Annotated in this window: 13 protein-coding genes and 1 tRNA gene; 2 read left to right on the forward strand and 12 right to left on the reverse strand. The window is 43.8% G+C overall.

Going from position 1 to position 17,506, the window contains the following annotated elements; genetic code table 11:
* Window positions 1-5: 5 nt before the first annotated feature.
* Both FTV30_RS00400 and FTV30_RS00405 read right to left on the reverse strand, forming a co-directional pair.
* A complete protein-coding gene (locus tag FTV30_RS00400; protein WP_005171612.1) occupies window positions 6-1,022 on the reverse strand; it encodes an aspartate carbamoyltransferase catalytic subunit in 1,017 nt (338 codons plus the stop codon).
* Between the two features lie 219 nt (window positions 1,023-1,241).
* Window positions 1,242-1,586 carry a hypothetical protein gene (locus tag FTV30_RS00405; protein WP_180000807.1) on the reverse strand — a complete coding sequence of 115 codons (345 nt, stop codon included), beginning with the start codon at window positions 1,584-1,586 and terminating at the stop codon, window positions 1,242-1,244.
* Window positions 1,587-1,818: 232 nt separating this feature from the next.
* On the opposite strand from FTV30_RS00405, the gene rlmKL reads away from it, so the two are divergent.
* Window positions 1,819-4,023, forward strand: a complete 2,205-nt coding sequence (gene rlmKL / locus FTV30_RS00410) for a bifunctional 23S rRNA (guanine(2069)-N(7))-methyltransferase RlmK/23S rRNA (guanine(2445)-N(2))-methyltransferase RlmL (RefSeq protein ID WP_005096529.1) — start codon at window positions 1,819-1,821, stop codon at window positions 4,021-4,023.
* Between the two features lie 90 nt (window positions 4,024-4,113).
* On the opposite strand, the gene FTV30_RS00415 is transcribed toward rlmKL, so the two are convergent.
* The 4 genes from FTV30_RS00415 to crp all read right to left on the reverse strand — a co-directional run bounded on the left by FTV30_RS00415 (window position 4,114) and on the right by crp (window position 10,731).
* Window positions 4,114-5,397 (reverse strand): DUF945 family protein, encoded by a 1,284-nt coding sequence (locus FTV30_RS00415; protein ID WP_074382984.1) that lies wholly within the window; start codon window positions 5,395-5,397, stop codon window positions 4,114-4,116.
* Window positions 5,398-5,625: 228 nt separating this feature from the next.
* Entirely contained in the window at window positions 5,626-8,205 is a 2,580-nt protein-coding gene (gene clpB, locus FTV30_RS00420) for an ATP-dependent chaperone ClpB (protein WP_005096526.1), read from the reverse strand.
* Between the two features lie 578 nt (window positions 8,206-8,783).
* Window positions 8,784-9,833 carry an NADP(H)-dependent aldo-keto reductase gene (locus tag FTV30_RS00425; protein WP_100355096.1) on the reverse strand — a complete coding sequence of 350 codons (1,050 nt, stop codon included), beginning with the start codon at window positions 9,831-9,833 and terminating at the stop codon, window positions 8,784-8,786.
* A 190-nt stretch (window positions 9,834-10,023) separates the two neighbouring features.
* Window positions 10,024-10,731 (reverse strand): cAMP-activated global transcriptional regulator CRP, encoded by a 708-nt coding sequence (gene crp, locus FTV30_RS00430; protein WP_005171629.1) that lies wholly within the window; start codon window positions 10,729-10,731, stop codon window positions 10,024-10,026.
* Between the two features lie 147 nt (window positions 10,732-10,878).
* Here crp and FTV30_RS00435 point away from each other — a divergent pair, with 147 nt between their 5' ends.
* The gene (locus FTV30_RS00435; RefSeq protein ID WP_005171632.1) at window positions 10,879-11,301 is read left to right on the forward strand and encodes an OsmC family protein; all 423 of its coding nucleotides are present in this window, start codon (window positions 10,879-10,881) and stop codon (window positions 11,299-11,301) included.
* 88 nt (window positions 11,302-11,389) lie between these two features.
* On the opposite strand, the gene FTV30_RS00440 is transcribed toward FTV30_RS00435, so the two are convergent.
* The 6 genes from FTV30_RS00440 to FTV30_RS00465 form a co-directional block, all read right to left on the reverse strand.
* A complete protein-coding gene (locus FTV30_RS00440) occupies window positions 11,390-12,427 on the reverse strand; it encodes a metallophosphoesterase (RefSeq protein ID WP_180000808.1) in 1,038 nt (345 codons plus the stop codon).
* 328 nt (window positions 12,428-12,755) lie between these two features.
* A tRNA-Val gene (locus tag FTV30_RS00445) sits at window positions 12,756-12,832 on the reverse strand.
* Between the two features lie 47 nt (window positions 12,833-12,879).
* A complete protein-coding gene (locus FTV30_RS00450; protein WP_180000809.1) occupies window positions 12,880-14,871 on the reverse strand; it encodes a DUF3488 and transglutaminase-like domain-containing protein in 1,992 nt (663 codons plus the stop codon).
* Between the two features lie 13 nt (window positions 14,872-14,884).
* Window positions 14,885-15,790: a DUF58 domain-containing protein gene (locus FTV30_RS00455; protein WP_005171639.1), complete on the reverse strand. Its 906-nt coding sequence runs from the start codon at window positions 15,788-15,790 to the stop codon at window positions 14,885-14,887.
* A 12-nt stretch (window positions 15,791-15,802) separates the two neighbouring features.
* On the reverse strand, window positions 15,803-16,765 hold the full coding sequence (locus tag FTV30_RS00460) for an AAA family ATPase (RefSeq protein ID WP_180000810.1): 963 nt from the start codon (window positions 16,763-16,765) through the stop codon (window positions 15,803-15,805).
* A gap of 431 nt (window positions 16,766-17,196) precedes the next feature.
* Complete coding sequence (locus FTV30_RS00465; RefSeq protein WP_171054308.1) at window positions 17,197-17,502, reverse strand: YbdD/YjiX family protein; 306 nt, start codon at window positions 17,500-17,502, stop codon at window positions 17,197-17,199.
* Window positions 17,503-17,506: the final 4 nt, after the last annotated feature.

Consider the following 17,506-nt stretch of genomic DNA (forward strand, 5'->3'; position numbering starts at 1 on the left):
ATTCCTTAACCCGCAATCGCTGCAATCAAACCCTGTTCCTGAAGCTGGCCCTGCATTGACAAAGCCAATACCGCCATACGTACCGCAATACCATTGGTCACCTGATTCAGAATCACCGACTGCGGTCCATCGGCAATACTGGAGTCAATCTCCACCCCACGGTTCATTGGACCCGGATGCATCACGATACAATCCGGTTTGGCCATCGCTAAACGTTCTTTGTTCAGGCCATACATCTTGTAGAATTCAGCTTGCGATGCCAGTGCCGGAGAATCAATCCGCTCATTTTGAATACGCAAGGTAATGATCACGTCGCAATCTTTGATACCATCTTCCATGTTGTTAAATAGACGAATACCATCACCATATTCTTCAAAACCGTATGGCAGCAAGGTATTTGGTGCAATCACCCGAATATCTTCACAGCCTAAGGTTTGCAAAGCCGCCACATCTGAACGCGCGACACGTGAATGTTTGATATCGCCAATAATGGCAATCGACATCTCTTCAAATTTTTTATGGGTTTCCCGGCGAATGGTGAGCATGTCCAGCATCGCCTGGGTTGGATGCGCATGACGGCCATCACCGGCATTAATAATCGCCACTGTTGGGCAGACATCCTTGGCAATAAAATGCGCCGCACCTGAAGATGAATGACGCACCACGAAAATATCAGCGGCCATCGCTTCAAGGTTCCATAAGGTGTCACGCAGGGTTTCACCTTTAGAGGTACTCGAACGGGCAATATCGATATTCAGAACGTTGGCAGAAAGGCGCTTGGCAGCGGCTTCAAAAGTAGTGCGAGTACGGGTAGAGTTCTCGAAAAACAGGTTCATCACCGTTTTGCCTTCCAGCAAATTATTGGTGATGAGCTGATTTTGGTCATTAAAAAAGGACTGCGCAGTGTCCAATATTTTTGTCAGGGTTTCTTTGGAAAGACCTTCGATGGTCAAGAAGTGTTTTAGATTACCTTCTTTATTGAGTTGAATCTGGCTCGGTGTATGCAATGCCGCCAAGTGCATGAGAGATTCCTTATGCGTTAAGTCAACATATTATACAGAGATTGGCCAGTCTGAGTAGTTGGCAATGTGACTACTTGTACAAAAACCACCTCGATAATAAAAATAGAAATTGAAATTCCTATGTATTTTTTCAATAAGATAATTTAACCATTTTCCATCCTGCTGACTTTCAGTACAAAATTATGGGTGCTTCAGTCTGGCACATTCACACCCATCGTTTTATCGCAGCGCACCGATATAATGATGTGCTACCTGTGCACGGTAGATATCGTCCTGATCGGGTTCAACCGAGACCAATACCTCCTGCTGTGGCAGATGTGCAGATTTTTCAAACTGTTGCTGCCGAACCACAGGCAGATCCCAAACCTGTTTTAAACGCTCGATTAAACGCTGCAACTCTGGATCTTGGGTCTGTTCTACCAGCTCAATCACATGCCGCGCATAGTCCAGATTTTCTGCCAGATAAAGCGCATCCACGACCCGGCCTGACACGCGTCTCAAACGTGTATAAATTAAAGTGGCCACTGAAAAAACGTCATGGTTGCGTAACTGATTCTCTAACATTTTAACCCCCATTATAAAATTGAAAAATCAGGCAGCCATCGCTCTCCTCCGACTGACTGCCTGATTTGCTGTGTATAGAGCAAAATGCGTACCAGTTCATCAAATTATCATGTGAATATTATTTTTCACTCGTACACGGCAAGGCCTTTCAGAGAATTTAAAAAGCTTTCAATATAAAAATACGGTAAACTTGGCGCAGTTTTTTATTTATCTTTTTTGGTCTCTCTATTATATGAATACCTCTCCACGTTTAAGCAATTATTGGGTCACCTGTGCCGATGGTCTGGAAACCTTATTAGAAGAAGAACTACAAGGCTTAGGTGTTCAGAATATTGAGCGTTTTCCAGGCCGTTTAATCTTTAAAGGCAGTCTGGAAAATGCTTATCGGATTTGCATGTGGTCACGTCTGGCTTCACGTGTGCTCATGCCGATCCATACCCATGAAATTGAATTTTCTCACGATGCCCGTGATGTGGCAGAAGAGCTATATGAAGGTGCAATCAGCTTTGACTGGTCGCTCATTTTTGCACCACAAAGTACCTTTGCCATTCGCTTGCATGTCGAGCGTGACATCAAGGTCAATACCCAGTTCGCAACTTTGCGTGCCAAAGATGGTGTCGTAGATTCCTTCATGGAAGCTGTGGGTAAACGCCCAAGTATCGATACCAAACAGCCAGAAATTACCATGTATATTCTGGCTGGGAAGAAAGAACATACCTATTGTCTGGACTTGTCCGGCGACTCATTACATAAACGTGGTTATCGCCACTTTATGACCGATGCACCAATCAAGGAAAATCTGGCTGCTGCAATTTTGCAAAAAGGTCAGCTTAAACAGATTAATCCGGACATCATTGTCGATCCAATGTGTGGTTCAGGTACCTTTATCATTGAATCACTGATGATCCTGACCGACCGTGCGCCTGGTCTGGTCCGTCGTTTCGGTTTTAATGGCTGGAATGGCCATGACCATGAACTCTGGATGGGCATTAAAGCTGAAGCAGCTGAACGCCACCAAGCGGCAATGGAAAATCCATTACCGCAATTCTATGCCTTCGATGCAGACTGGGAAGCTGTAAAAGCGACACGTCAAAATATCATCGCGGCAGGTTTTGAAGCTGCTCTCGACAATATCATGATCGAAGAGCGTACTTTAAATGACTGGCCGGATTTTCAGGCTGAAGGCAAGAAAGTCTTCTTCGTAACCAACCCGCCTTATGGTGAGCGTCTCGGTGATAAAGCGCAGAACCGTTCTTTATATCTTGGTTTATCGGCTTTACTGCAAAAGAATTTCCCGAATCAAAAAGCGGCGGTGATTGCCTCTCAAGTCGAACAGGCTGACGTGCTGGCCTTTAATGATCCGCAAATCCTGCGTTTGATGAATGGTAAATTGCCGATCTATATCCGCTTTGGTACGGTTAAACCTGCGGCTGTGGTGCGTCCGTTTCTGGAAGGTTGGCAGCCGCAACAATTCGAACCAATCGAAGGTGCGATGGAGTTTGCCAACCGTCTGACCAAAAATATGCAAGCCCTGAAAAAATGGGCAGTCAAAGAAGGCGTACACTGTTTACGTCTGTATGATGCCGATTTACCAGACTTTAATGTCGCGGTGGATCTGTATGGTGAGCGCCTGCATGTGCAAGAATATGCTCCACCTAAAACGATTGACCCTGAAAAAGCCAAGAAACGCTTTAACCTGGCACTGCAAGCCATTCGCGCTGTGACCGGTCTGGGCCGTGATGCGATCTTTATCAAGACCCGCGCACGTCAGGAAGGTAAAAACCAGTACACCAAACAAAGTACCGCATCGAAGCGTTTTATCGTACAGGAAGGTAAGGCCAAGATTCTGGTTAACCTGACCGATTATCTGGATACCGGTCTGTTCCTGGATCATCGTCAAATGCGTTTGCGTATTGCCCGTGAGGCCAAAGGCAAACACTTCCTGAACCTCTACAGCTATACCTCTACGGCGAGCCTACATGCTGCCTTGGGTGGTGCTGCAAGTACCACCAGTGTCGATCTTTCCAATACCTATTTGAACTGGTCGAAGGAAAACTTCGTGCTGAACGGTTTAACCGTAGATCACGCCGATGAACAACATCAGTTCTTTGCATCTGACTGTTTTGAATGGCTCAAAGAAGGTCATGAGCAATATGAGCTGATCTTTATTGATCCACCCACTTTCTCAAACTCGAAAAAATTCTACGGGACGTTTGACGTACAGCGCGACCATCTATCCTTGCTTAAACGCGCCATGAACCGTTTAACCAGCGATGGTACCCTGTACTTCTCGAACAACTATCGTGGTTTCGAGATGGATGAAGAAATTCTGGCGTTCTATGATGTCGAAGAAATTACTCAAGAAACCATTGGGCCTGATTTCAAGCGTAACCAGAAGATTCACCGTGCCTGGAAAATCGGCCATCCTAAAGTGTAATCACTGGTATTAGATTGTGATAAAACAAAAGCCTGTTCAGTTGAACAGGCTTTTTCTTCTTAGATTCGCTGTTAAAAAGCGACTTACAACTTATTGTGCAGTTAAGAACTTCTTTTCACCATACAGATAATGCATGGATAGTTTAAACACATCACCATCTCGCTGAATTTGCTGATTAGCTTGCATCGCACTCAGCATTTGCTCCAGCTCTTGATCGGACATATTTTTACCTGCGGCACGCATATAATGATGAGTGAAGGTTTTTACTACCTGTTTATTGAAACTGATATTGGTTTGCACTTCTAACAGATTTGGGAACATTTTTGCCAAGCTTTCCAAGGTGGTTTGATGGCCTGGCATTACTTTTCCGACTAAATCTGCCTGAATACTGCCTGTGCCTAACTTTAACTGATTCTGCTTCGATTCAAACTTGAAGCCATCATTAATCACCGCCAGCATAGCTTGTATCGCATCTTTTTCAAAATTTCCTGCTTCCAGACAAGAGTTATTTTGCTTTTGCAGAATATCAAATAATATCTGCATTTTTTGACGCTGTAAGTCTTTGAGCTCCCAATTGAGTTCTAAGTCTTGCATCGCAGGGACATTATTTAAGCCCATTTCGGCAATTTTAAATTTTGATTGAACATCTACTGTACGCTCATGCAGTTGGGTATCCATACGCCAGCTCAGGTCTTTCAGTTGTCCTGAGCCTTCTGCCTTAGCATCCTGGCGCTGCATTTTGACAATATTGAACTCGAAATAACCCGGTTCTAAATACTGCGCATTCAGAGCCTGATTGGTTTTAAAATGCACACCCTTGAGTTGTGTATTTCCAGACTGATCACGAATAGACAATTCTGGCACATCAAAACTCATATTTAAAATTTTATGTTGTCCCTGACTCTGTTTTGCCTGAAACTTGATCTGTATAGGGTCAATTCTGGTATATAAACCTGCTTCTTTTTTTTCGATGACAGGGGTTTGTAATTGTGTGGTCGATACACCCAACCAGTTGACTTGCGTCGTCACTTTTAAAGGTTGCTGAAAAAATTCAGCATATGCGCCCTGTCCTTGTGCTAAATCGAGTTGAGAATGAATGGTATAGCCTTTCCAGGTACGCTGAATTTGGTCTTGACCATTAAATACTAATTTTTCTTTGGCATTACACGCGTCTGGCACAATGCTCATGCTCCACTTGGCCGTGCCTTGTAGAGCCCCCATAGCGTAGTCAGTATATTGCACACTAATGTTCGGCGCTGGTTTTAAATTTTGTTGATAATGCGCTTTCAAGCTCTTATCTGCATATAAATTACCCGTGCTCACAGCCCCCGCCAACACCACGACACCAATTCCACCCCATACTATTTTCGACATAGTTTTTGCTCAGAATTTATCTATTTTTATTGAACATAAATTATAGTTAATCTTAAAAAATAAAGATAATTGTTTTGCAAATAAATCACTTAAACATAATATTCATCACAAAATATTAAAAATAGCTGTCACTTTTAAGCAATTTTTTTACTGATATGACCTGAATTGTCAGCCATCAAAAAACCTAGCCGAAGCTAGGTTTTCTGAAAATTAAAAGGACAGGCAATATTAGCTAACTTTCATTTTCTCGAAGATTAAATCACCCGCTTCGGCCTGGACCAGAATCGTATCACCCGGCTGGAATTCCCCTGCAAGGATTTTTTGAGCCAGGCCATTTTCAATACGTTGCTGGATCGCACGTTTTAACGGACGCGCACCATACAGCGGATCGAAACCGGCATCAATTAACTGATCGAAAGCACTGTCATCTACCGACAGACGCATATCACGCTCTGCCAGGCGCTGACGCAAGCGATTCAACTGGATATCGGCAATACCGCGAATCTGGTCTTTTTCCAGCGCATGGAAGACCACCAGTTCATCAATACGGTTAATAAACTCCGGACGGAAATGTTCCGAGACCGCATTCATCACTACTGTACGAACTTCATCACGTGTTGCATTAACGCCTAGTTCACGCACATCCTGCGACCCCAGGTTTGAGGTCATAACGATTACAGAGTTCTTAAAGTCCACGACCCGGCCTTGCGAGTCAGTCAAACGGCCATCATCCAGCACTTGCAGCAAGATGTTAAACACATCCGGATGCGCTTTTTCGACTTCATCAAACAAGATCACGCTATACGGTTTACGACGTACCGCTTCAGTCAGTACCCCACCTTCTTCATAACCGACATAGCCCGGAGGCGCTCCGACCAAACGGCTGACCGAATGTTTTTCCATAAATTCCGACATATCAATACGAATCATGGCATCGTCACTATCAAACAAGAAGTTGGCTAATGCTTTGGTCAATTCTGTTTTACCCACACCCGTTGGACCCAGGAACAGGAACGAGCCACTTGGACGGTTCGGGTCTGACAGACCTGCACGTGAACGGCGTACCGCATTCGATACTGCCACCACGGCTTCTTCTTGCCCCACCACACGGTTATGCAGGAACTCTTCCATATGCAGCAGTTTGTCACGTTCACCTTGCAACATTTTCGCCACAGGAATACCGGTGGCCGCACTGACCACCTCGGCAATTTCATTGTCGGTGACTTTGTCACGCAGCAGTTTCGGTGCTTCACTTTCTTCAGCTGCTTCAATACGTTCCAGCTGTTTTTGTAACTCTGGAATGACGCCATATTGATACCGTGCTGCTTCAGCCAGATCACCTTCACGTTGCGCCTTGTCCAGTGCAATACGGGCCTGATCCAGTTTGACTTGAATGTCTTTATTACCAGCAACCAAGGCTTTGTCGGCACGCCAGATTTCTTCTAGGTCCTGATACTCTTTTTCAACCGTGGCGATCTGGTCAGACAGATATTGAATCTCAGCTTTGGCACCTGAGTCTTCATCTTTTTTCACCGCTTCCAGCTGCATTTTTAACTGAATCAGACGGCGCTCCAGTTTATCCAAAGCTTCTGGTTTGGAATCGAGTTCCATTTTAATGCGTGATGCTGCTTCATCAATCAGGTCGATGGCTTTATCCGGCAACTGGCGATCGGTGATATAACGATGTGACATTTTCGCTGCAGCAATAATCGCAGAGTCCAGAATCTGTACCCCGTGATGCGTTGCATAGCGGTCTTTCAGACCACGCAGAATCGCAATGGTGTCTTCCACACTCGGTTCATCCACCAAGACTTTCTGGAAACGACGCTCGAGCGCTGCATCTTTTTCAATATACTGACGATATTCATCCAGCGTAGTCGCACCGACACAGCGCAGCTCGCCACGTGCCAGCGCCGGTTTCAGCATGTTACCGGCGTCCATCGCACCATCACCCTTACCGGCACCCACCAAGGTATGCAGCTCATCGATGAATAAGATGATTTCGCCTTCGTGTTTGGCAATATCTTTCAGAACGGCTTTTAAGCGTTCTTCAAACTCACCACGGTATTTGGCACCGGCCAGTAAAGATCCCAGGTCCAGCGATAAAACACGTTTACCTTTCAGTCCTTCAGGTACTTCACCATTAATAATCCGCTGTGCCAGACCTTCGACGATTGCCGTTTTACCCACACCCGGCTCACCAATCAGTACCGGGTTATTTTTGGTGCGGCGTGACAGAACCTGAATGGTACGGCGGATTTCATCATCACGGCCAATCACAGGATCAAGCTTGCCTGCCAAAGCACGTTCAGTTAAATCAATGGTGTACTTATTCAGTGAATCACGCTGATCTTCATGATTATTGCTCATGACTTTTTCATCGCCTCGAAATTGATTAATGATCTGGCCTAAGGTTTCTGCCTTTAGGCCAACACTGTTTAATAAGGTTTTTGTGTTACCTGTTTCTGCCAGCGCCAACAGTACCCAATCTGTAGATAGAAACTCATCTCCGGCTTTTTGCGCGAAGCTGTCTGCCAAATGTAATACTTTTGCCGCTTCAGGGCTGAGATTGATATCCGCGGAGGGATTGCTCAGGGTTGCTGCATTACTTAGGGCCGTTTGCAGCTTGGTTTGCAATTCACGCAGATTGGCGCCGGCCTGCTGCAGCAAGCTGACATTGGATGCTTCATCCATCAAGGTGGCCAGAATATGAATCCCATCAATCGAGCTATGGTCTTTAGTCATGGCCAATGATTGTGCATCGGAAAGGGTTTGCTGCAGGCGATTGGTAAATTTCTCAAAACGCATTTTTGTTATTCCTCACAACAAATTTTCTACTTGATGGATATATGGGTGCGATTAATCAGATTTCAAATTATTTTTGTATATTTTTCAAAAACTTATTATCAAAAAATATACAGATTTCAATTATAATATTGGTGTAGTCAAATCATATTTCAAGTAAGCGAAAGAGAATTTTTAATGAGACCCCAAGACTAGCGCTAACTCATCATCTTGATTAAGCTATTTAGTTGTATCGGGATAATTTAAAACAAAATTGGCTTACATATGCTGTCCTAACCCTTCTACCAAATGAAGAACTTCAGAGAGTTTCTGTTCAGTTTGAATCAATACTCGAGGTGATTAATGGCCTTATCACTGATAAAGAAAAATTAGTTCAGCAACTTCCGTATGGCTTTCGCTCATACTTTTGTTTGGGACAAAGTAGTTTCATGATTCATTTTTATAAGAGCATCTTTTATGGATGATGTTTTAATTATGCGGATTTGACGATCCTTTCCCATACTCTTTTTCATTAAAATAAGCGTGTAATCAACAATAAAAAAACACCCTCAATCAAGGGTGCGTCTAAATAACGATAAAAATTATGGAGCCGGATTTGGCTGCTGACAGTGAATCGCTTCAATACCTTTCAGTACGTCTTCAGATAAATCGATTTCAAAGGCCTGAATATTTTCTTTTAACTGATCCAGATTGGTGGCCCCAATAATAGTACTGGTTACAAAGAACTGCTGTTTGATAAAGGCCAAAGCCAATTGCGTCAAAGTCAGACCATGCTGCTCGGCCAGTTGTGCATATTGTTCGGTCGCCCATTCACTTTCCGGATTGCTATAGCGGCTAAAGCGCGAATATAAAGTAACCCGAGCATTGGCAGGACGCGCACCATGGCGGAATTTACCGGTCAGATAACCGAATGCCAAAGGTGAATAAGCCAACAGGCCTACACCTTCGTATTTGGCAATTTCTGACATGCCCATTTCATAAGTACGATTCAATAAGCTATAGGGATTTTGCACACTGACAAACTTAGATAAACCAAGTTTTTCAGCCAGATGTAAAAATTTCATGGTGCCCCATGGGGTTTCATTGGACAGGCCGATATAACGAATGCGGCCTTTTTGAATCTCTTGATGTAAAGCGGTTAAGGTTTCTTCCAGATCTGTTACTGCACGATCTTCTGCCGCTTCTGCATTACCATAGCCCAGCTTGCCAAAGAAATTGGTTGGACGTTGCGGCCAGTGCAGCTGATATAAATCGATATAATCGGTTTGCAGACGTGCCAAGGACTGGTCAATCGCTGATGCAATTTCATCTGCAACGAAACGGGTTCTGCCATCCCGGATATGACTGCCGCCTTGTGAAGGACCGGCAATTTTTGAGGCCAGAAAAAGTTGGTCACGGCCACCGCGAGAGGCAATCCAGTTACCAATCATACGCTCGGTTGCACCCTGGGTTTCAGGTTTCGGCGGAACCGGATACATTTCCGCAGTATCCCAGAAATACATTCCCTGATCCAAAGCATAATCCAGTTGCTGAAAAGCCTCTTCCTGTGTGTTTTGCTCACCAAATGTCATGGTGCCCAAACAAATTTCCGGCAAAAGAATGCCTGTATCTGCCAATGGTCTGAACTGCATAAAAAAATATCCTTAAAATTTATCGGTCGTTTATTGCGATCACATGCGCTATAGCCTATCGGAATGATAAGGGGACTTAAATTATCTTTTCTAAAAAGCTTGTGCCAAATTGTTATGTTCAAATGAATTTGTGCTTTTAAAGTAGGGATAAAAAAAGCAAATCTTCTGATTTGCTTTTTTTATTTTTGACTTATTCGTCTTCGAGCTCACCGGCACTGACCGTTTCTGGCTCCTCCAGAGAAACATCGAAAATCAGAATGGCTTTACCATCGGTTTCAATCATCCCCTGTTCTTCAAGTGTCTTCAGTACACGGCCGACCATTTCGCGGGAACAACCGACAATACGGCCAATTTCCTGACGGGTAATACGAATCTGACGGCCATTTGGTAAAATCATCGCCTCAGGCTGAGAAGACAAGTCGATCAGGCAACGTGCAATACGGCCTGAAACATCAATGAATGCCAGATCAGTCACTTTACGTGTGGTATTTTTCAGACGGCGTACCAGCTGAGCAAATACCGCATAGCTCAGATCAGGATATTGCTTGCTGATTTCATGAAAATTTTCATAGGTGATTTCAGCAATTTCACACACATCACGTGTACGAACTTCTGCAGTACGTTGTGGATTTACCTCAAATAAACCCATTTCCCCAAAAAAGTCACCTGGATTTAAATATGCCACGACAATCTCACGATCATCATCTTCACGAAGAATGATGGATACAGACCCCTTCAAAATCAAATACAAAGATTTAGATTCTGATCCTGCATCAATGATCGTAGTACGTTTTGGATAACGATTAATATATGCACGTTTTAACAGTGCTTTCACGGATTCTGGTAATTGCCCCGGAGAAAGCGCATCTGTGCTCAATTGTGAAAAGTTTGAAGTCATGCTTACGGTTCCGAATATGGATAATGTATAGATCGCACAAGACCTAATGTGAACTTGTCACACAGTGGGATTGAAATTCCGTATCAACCCAATTTATGTTAGTGTACAGTTACTTGACAAATTTATAGCTTTTTTTAGGTAGTTGCAATGCAAACAAGCGTTCATTGGTTAGAGAATGTTGCTTTTGAAGCAAAAACTCAAAGTGGTCACACCATCATTATGGATGGTTCAGCGGAATATGGTGGTGAAAACCGTGGTCCCCGTCCAATGGAACTGCTTTTAACCGGTCTGGGTGGCTGTGCATCTTTTGATATTGTGACCATTTTGAAGAAAGCCCGTCAGGATATTAGCGATGTACGTTGTGAGTTAAAGGCTGAACGTGCGGATACAATTCCGGCAGTTTTCACGAAAATTCACTTACATTTTGTCGTGACAGGCAAAGCCATTAAAGAGAAACAGGTGGCAAAAGCCGTAGAACTTTCTGCAGAAAAGTATTGCTCTGCCAGCAAAATGCTTTCGGATGGCGGCGTTGAAATTACCCATGATTATGAAATTATCGAAGCAGAATAAACTTGCAATCTTCTAAAAATAGCAGCCTGAATGGCTGCTTTTTCATCCCAACAAATTGCCGGGAAAAATTTCTGAAGACTCTATCTGATTAAGTCCCTTGAACCAGGTAATGGGTGCCATCTTCAAAGATCAGAATATTGTCTGGAAATCTTAAAGCGCCAAGTCGATGTCTGAACGCGACGCCCTGCTGACGATCGAGATAGCGTTTGCCCACTGAATAGTCTACACAAAATACGTTTTGCTGTTGTCCATACCATTGCAGTGCATCGATCGATTTGAGTAAACCGGTTTTTTCTTCAGTGGGTTTAAAATTCCGCCAATAATGTCCGGTAATCACTGGAATTTGATCGGTATAACTGTCCCACCATGGCAACCGATCGATCATACGCCATCGGCCACCGGCGTAAATGGGTTGCACCGCGATCTGTTCTGCACCTGAAGTGATGACCCGAATTGGATTATGCATCTGCTCACGCAGCTCTTTTTCTGCGAGGTGTTGCAATAAAGGTAAAGTTGCAGCTGGGTCTTTGAACTGGTGTTGGTATTGTTGCTGTTCATTCTGTATTAATTCATTAATACCTAAGGCTTGCAAATCCAGCGCTGTATGCTCAACGAATTTAGCATAGGCTTCTCTGAGCGAATTGAAATGAGAATCACGTAATCGATCAATGGATTGCTGATGCCAGCAGGCATGTACCACACGCAGCTGCTCAGACTCGAGCGCCACCGGCAAGCGATTTAAAAAATCCAGAATCCACTTATGGTCTGTGGCTGAAGCCTGTATGGAATCAAAAGGTTTCAGATCATCCTGATGCGGTGAACCAAAAAACCAGCCATTGCCTTCCCGAAAAGTATCGGTCAACAGGTTCAATTCATGATTGCCAATGACACATTGTGCATAGCCTTCATCTACTAGCTGTTTGACCCGCTTGATCACCGCGACACTATCCTGCCCCCGATCACACAGATCACCAACAAAAATCAGTTTACGCTGTTCAGGATGACGACCGTGCCGGTCATAACCCAATACATGAATCAGTTGTTCCAGTGCTGCAATCTCGCCATGAATATCCCCAACGATATCCACGGGGCCAGTGAAAGCCTGTTGTATAAATGAATATTTCACTTATGCATCCTGAGTTAAAATGAAGCCAGATGAACATCCTTGGAGTATGCTTTAAATTTTTTTAGATCGGAATACAGAACACTAGATACTTTAAATAGTTCAGTTAAAATATGTCAGGTTTAAATAAAGATTTTTTATAAAATATATTTTATCTTGATTTTAAAATGACCTAAAAAATACCAGACATAATCCTTATATGCTTTAAGAGTTTAGTCCTGCTATTTTTTGTATTTTTGAGTGCAGGCTGGACTTTATGAAACAATTAAATTTATTACATTAAAATTAAGTCATAAAAAAGCCCATTCTTTGAATGGGCTTTTTTGAATCTTGGTAGGTATATCCAGACTCGAACTGGAGACCTCTACGATGTCAACGTAGCGCTCTAACCAACTGAGCTATACACCTAGAATGCATGGCATATTATAAATTTTTCTGACTGAAGACAAGTCTTTTCATTTGATTTTTAAACTATCAGCACAAGTTTTAAGCAAATACCTGAATTTTTTCAATTCTTGATCAGTAAGTTCTGCTCCTGAATAAAGATATTTTTCAAAAATCCGGATTGCCTCTATAAATGCAGACTGATTTTCGACCTTAACCTGTTGGGATAAACGCTGCATCCAGTGATGAAAAGTTTCAGCAGGCTGTTTTTTGAGATCGTCAGCTAAAGATTGATTCAACTGTTGGATAGCACGATCAAATGGGGATTGAGCCTGTCGGGCTTTTAGATAAATTCTGAGTCCATAGGCTAGAATCAGTAGTGCAATACTGCCGAGCAAAACGATAATACTCGAATAAGCCGAACTCAGACCTAATTTTGATAGCCAGTTCTGTTGCGATTCTGCATTATAACCCACCACCTTGCTTTGCCACTGGTAGCTGGCATAATCGCTCCAGACCCGCATCTTGGTCATCCACTGATTATTCTGCGATGTCCAGGTCGAATTATTTGACCAAACTCTTTCATCTTGAGACATCAGGTTTTGCATTCCGCCATCTATACGTTGTGGCGCAATCATGGCAGTCGGATCAAAGCGCTGCCATTTCTGATCTAACCAGACTTCTGTCCAGGCATGAGCATCCAGTTGCCGGACCTCCCAACTCTTACGATCCGGTGCCAGTTCTCCACCCTGATAACCAGTCACCACACGTGCAGGAATCCCGACATAACGCATCAGCATGACGAAACTCGATGCATAATGCTCACAAAACCCTTGCCGCGAATTAAATAGAAATTCATCAATCCGGTTTTGTCCCAACTGGCCCGGTTTCAGGGTATAAACAAAGTTATTCTGCTGATACCAGTTCAGAACGTTCTGCACATAACGGCGTGGATCTTCAGCACTTTGCGTATATAGGCGTTGTGCCAGCTGCTGCGCTCGAGGGTCGAATCTGCGCTGTACCTGGCTATTGATTCGCGCGAGATATTGACCTACAGCCTGAGGATCATATTGTGTCCCAATCCACTGCAGCGGAATCGGTTCAACGCGTTGCGTGAGTCGTCGCGGTACAATACTCCAGTCCTGACGGTTATAATAACGGCGCTCTACAGGTATCGATTTTTCCAGCCCCATGATCCAGAACACCGAAGGATCCGCAGCCAGATATTGATAGTTCCATCCAACCGGCACTGGCGAGCTATCCATGGGCTGTCGCATTAAAGGTTGCTGATTGACGAAGCTGCTGGTCCAGCGTTGACCATCATATTCATCCAGTACCAAGGCGCGCCAATACAGCTCTGAACGCGGTGGGAGTTTACTGACATCACCGATAATCCGGAAAGCCAATGCACTAGACTGCGATAATTCAGCAATATCACCGGGCGACATGCTGTCGCTAATACCGGTCACACCTTTATTTTCTGGGATGGGAATATGCCAAAGTGGTGGCAAACGCGGGAAGAAAATAAACAGCAAGATAAAAAATGGAACGGCGTACAGGATAAACTTGCCCACATGTTTGACATCCTGTTGCAACGCTGCACGCTGAGTGATCTGCTCCTGTTCAAACTCGCTGGTCTGAATCCGGTACAAGCCAATCAGACAGCTGATTAAACACAGCACAATCACGATCGCCATCCCAAAAGATTGGCTATATAGGAATGAACTGGCAGCGACAAACAGGGCAAAATTAAACAAAATAATTAAGTCACGCCTGTTTTTACTTTCCAGTGATTTGGCAAATAAAAATGTCGATAAAACTGCCACTCCAGCTTCAACACCAATAAAGCTCTGATAACTTAAATAAATACTGCCCAGTGCCAAAACTGTGAGCAAGAAGGTGCCAATTTTAGGAAATGGCTGCTGACGTTTCAGATAAATCCAGATACACAGAATACTGATGGCGAAAATAATGCTGAGTAAAACCGGAATAAATGCCATTTGGGCGATGAGAATCAGGCTCAAGGTCAGTACAATCGAAGTATGGATTTTTGCATTGATCATTGCTTTATCTGCCTTAGGCCTGTGCCAATAACTGTTTGGCTTTACGCAGTTGCGCTTCACCTGCACCCTGTGGCAATTCGGCTTGGGGCAAATGCAGTGCATAAGCACATTGTTGTTGCTCGCATTGCTCGATCAGTCCCATCATAAATTCAAGTTTTTCTTCATGTGATTGCGTCGGCATATGTTCATAATGAATCTCGATACTGTGTTCATCCTGATACTGCTCAAAAACCTTGACATATAAGCCCTGTCCTCGGGCAAACTGCTTCCAGGATACCGACTGCAAGGAATCGCCAGTCTGGTAATTTCGCAGTTCGCGAAATTCATCCATATCTGGTTCAAAGCGGTTCAGATGGTATCTATTTTCTGCGCTAAAAACTTCTGCTTTGGGCGCAACCCAGGCAGTATGCTGATGATAAAGATAAGTCCAGGCCCGAACCAATCCAAAAGGATAAACCGAATATATTTGAATGACGGGATAATCAAATTTACCGCGTTGCTCTGCATAAAATGGCAGGATAAACTGCTGCTTCTGTGCATTCAGATAAACTTTGTGTAGCTGATTTCCAGCTTTAATATACAAATAATGTGGTCGAACTTGCTGCTGCTGAAAATACATTTGCAGATTCAGACTGTGTCCGACCTGCCCCACTTCATCCGCGATTAATTCAATCTTCAAGCCATGCAGCTGCTTAAACGTCAGATAAAAACTGATACACAGCACAGCACTGATTAAAAAGCAGAAACCTAAAATCAGATTGTTGGCATAATTCACCCCTGCCACAAAGGTGATCAAGATCAACACCAGATACAGATAGCCCTGCTGATAAATAAATACCAAGACGTCTTTCTGCGAGAGCTGTTTCTGCTGTGAAAATTGAAAGCGTTTGGCCAGCCATTCTTGCCAGGTTTTATCCAAGAGAGGACTCCTTTAGCTGACCGCAACCTGTTGCATGACATTCAAAGTTTCAGCTTCACTCAAACCCAGACGATGTGAAGTCACCGCCACAAATACGGCCTGTACGTCATCCGCTGTGACAAAGGCACGTTGCTGAATCAGCGCATGCGCTTGTGCTGCACGCTTGAGTGCCAATAAACCACGGGTGGACAGGCCATGACGGTTCTTGCGGGTTTCTTCCGCCAGATCCAGCAGATATTCCTGAATCGCTTCACTCATAAAGACCTGATGCGCCAGACTTTGCAGATCCAGAATTTCATCTTCAGTAAAAATATGCGCCAGACTGGCAATCAGGGCAAAACGGGATTCCTGCTGTAATAACAGCTTCTCGGCATGACGCGATGGATAACCCAAAGACAAACGCATCAGAAAACGATCCAGCTGCGATTCCGGCAAGGCATAAGTGCCGCTTTGAAACAGCGGGTTCTGTGTGGCAATCACCCAGAACGGTTTTGGCAAGGCATAGCGTACGCCATCGATGGTGGCATAGCCCTCTTCCATGGCTTCAAGTAAGGCACTCTGGGTTTTGGGGCTACAACGGTTAATTTCATCTGCCAGTAAAATCTGGGTAAAAATAGGGCCCTGTTTAAACTCGAACTGATGCTCTTTCTGGTTAAACATGTTAATGCCGATGACATCGCTGGCCAGCATGTCATTGGTAAACTGTATCCGCTGGAACTTCAACCCTGCCAGATGTGCCAGACTACTCGCCAATGTGGTTTTCCCCAGACCCGGTAAATCCTCAAATAGAACATGACCACCTGCAATCAGACAGCACAGCGCCAACTTGGTCTGGGCCTGCTTGTCCAGTACGATGGCATTGACCTCTTCAAAAAAATGCTGGACCTTGGGCGCATAACTTGCAATCTTTTGTTCAAGCACAGTATTGAGATGTGCAGTATCGTTATTTTCCTTTTGTTTCATGCCCCAGATCACACTAATTTTCCTAATAAAACATGGTCTAGGATTAACATACACTGAAATTTTAATTTTCCCAAAAGATCAATTCTCTATCTGTGTAACTGAATGAGAATACCCGCGACAAAATGGCGAAAATTCAAATAAAAATAGGTGGGTTTTATCAAGTACGGAGAAAATGGCAACATAGAAAACAGGCAAAAAAACCGGTTCAAGAAGAAATCATTTTTTCTTCGAGTGCGAGTATTAATACCTCGTATACATTTTATTTATGATAGTTAAAACACCATACTTAAAAGGTATGCAGATTTATTTTTATCCTGGATTTGAATCAAGAACATTCTGAAACAACTGAGTGAATGAAATGAGAGGTCATTCGCTCGGCCATTTTTAAGACCGATATTTAGGCATAAAAAAGCGCCCCGAAAGGCGCTTGTTTTACTCAATGATTAACACGGACATTTCTTCATATCACCGCCCGCAGATGGATAACGGGAATCCACACAGTGGCGATAAAATGTTTTCGGGTCCATGGCTTCCAGATCGGGATGATGCTTACGCATATGCTCCACATAGGTCTGGTAATCAGGTACACCGACCATCAAGCGGAAACTTTGCTGCAAACGTTGCCACAAGGTCGCAATCCGCGACCAGTTTTTCGGATTCAGGATTAAATCCTTTTGTGACATCACAGTCATCTTGATGATTTTATAAATCATCGTTTTCCCGCTTTTGGCAAATTTCAGATTCATAATATTC

This window comes from Acinetobacter sp. YH12255 (assembly GCF_013417355.1).
Lineage (GTDB): Bacteria > Pseudomonadota > Gammaproteobacteria > Pseudomonadales > Moraxellaceae > Acinetobacter > Acinetobacter pseudolwoffii.

Excerpts from the sequence above, each read along its gene's own strand:
- FTV30_RS00425 (WP_100355096.1), bottom strand. The coding sequence starts at position 9,833 with ATGCAGTTCAGACCATTGGCAGATACAGGCATTCTTTTGCCGGAAATT.
- FTV30_RS00450 (WP_180000809.1), bottom strand. The coding sequence starts at position 14,871 with ATGATCAATGCAAAAATCCATACTTCGATTGTACTGACCTTGAGCCTG.
- crp (WP_005171629.1), bottom strand. The coding sequence starts at position 10,731 with ATGACTTCAAACTTTTCACAATTGAGCACAGATGCGCTTTCTCCGGGG.
- clpB (WP_005096526.1), bottom strand. The coding sequence starts at position 8,205 with ATGCGTTTTGAGAAATTTACCAATCGCCTGCAGCAAACCCTTTCCGAT.
- FTV30_RS00435 (WP_005171632.1), top strand. The coding sequence starts at position 10,879 with ATGCAAACAAGCGTTCATTGGTTAGAGAATGTTGCTTTTGAAGCAAAA.
- rlmKL (WP_005096529.1), top strand. The coding sequence starts at position 1,819 with ATGAATACCTCTCCACGTTTAAGCAATTATTGGGTCACCTGTGCCGAT.
- FTV30_RS00415 (WP_074382984.1), bottom strand. The coding sequence starts at position 5,397 with ATGTCGAAAATAGTATGGGGTGGAATTGGTGTCGTGGTGTTGGCGGGG.
- FTV30_RS00400 (WP_005171612.1), bottom strand. The coding sequence starts at position 1,022 with ATGCACTTGGCGGCATTGCATACACCGAGCCAGATTCAACTCAATAAA.
- FTV30_RS00405 (WP_180000807.1), bottom strand. The coding sequence starts at position 1,586 with ATGTTAGAGAATCAGTTACGCAACCATGACGTTTTTTCAGTGGCCACT.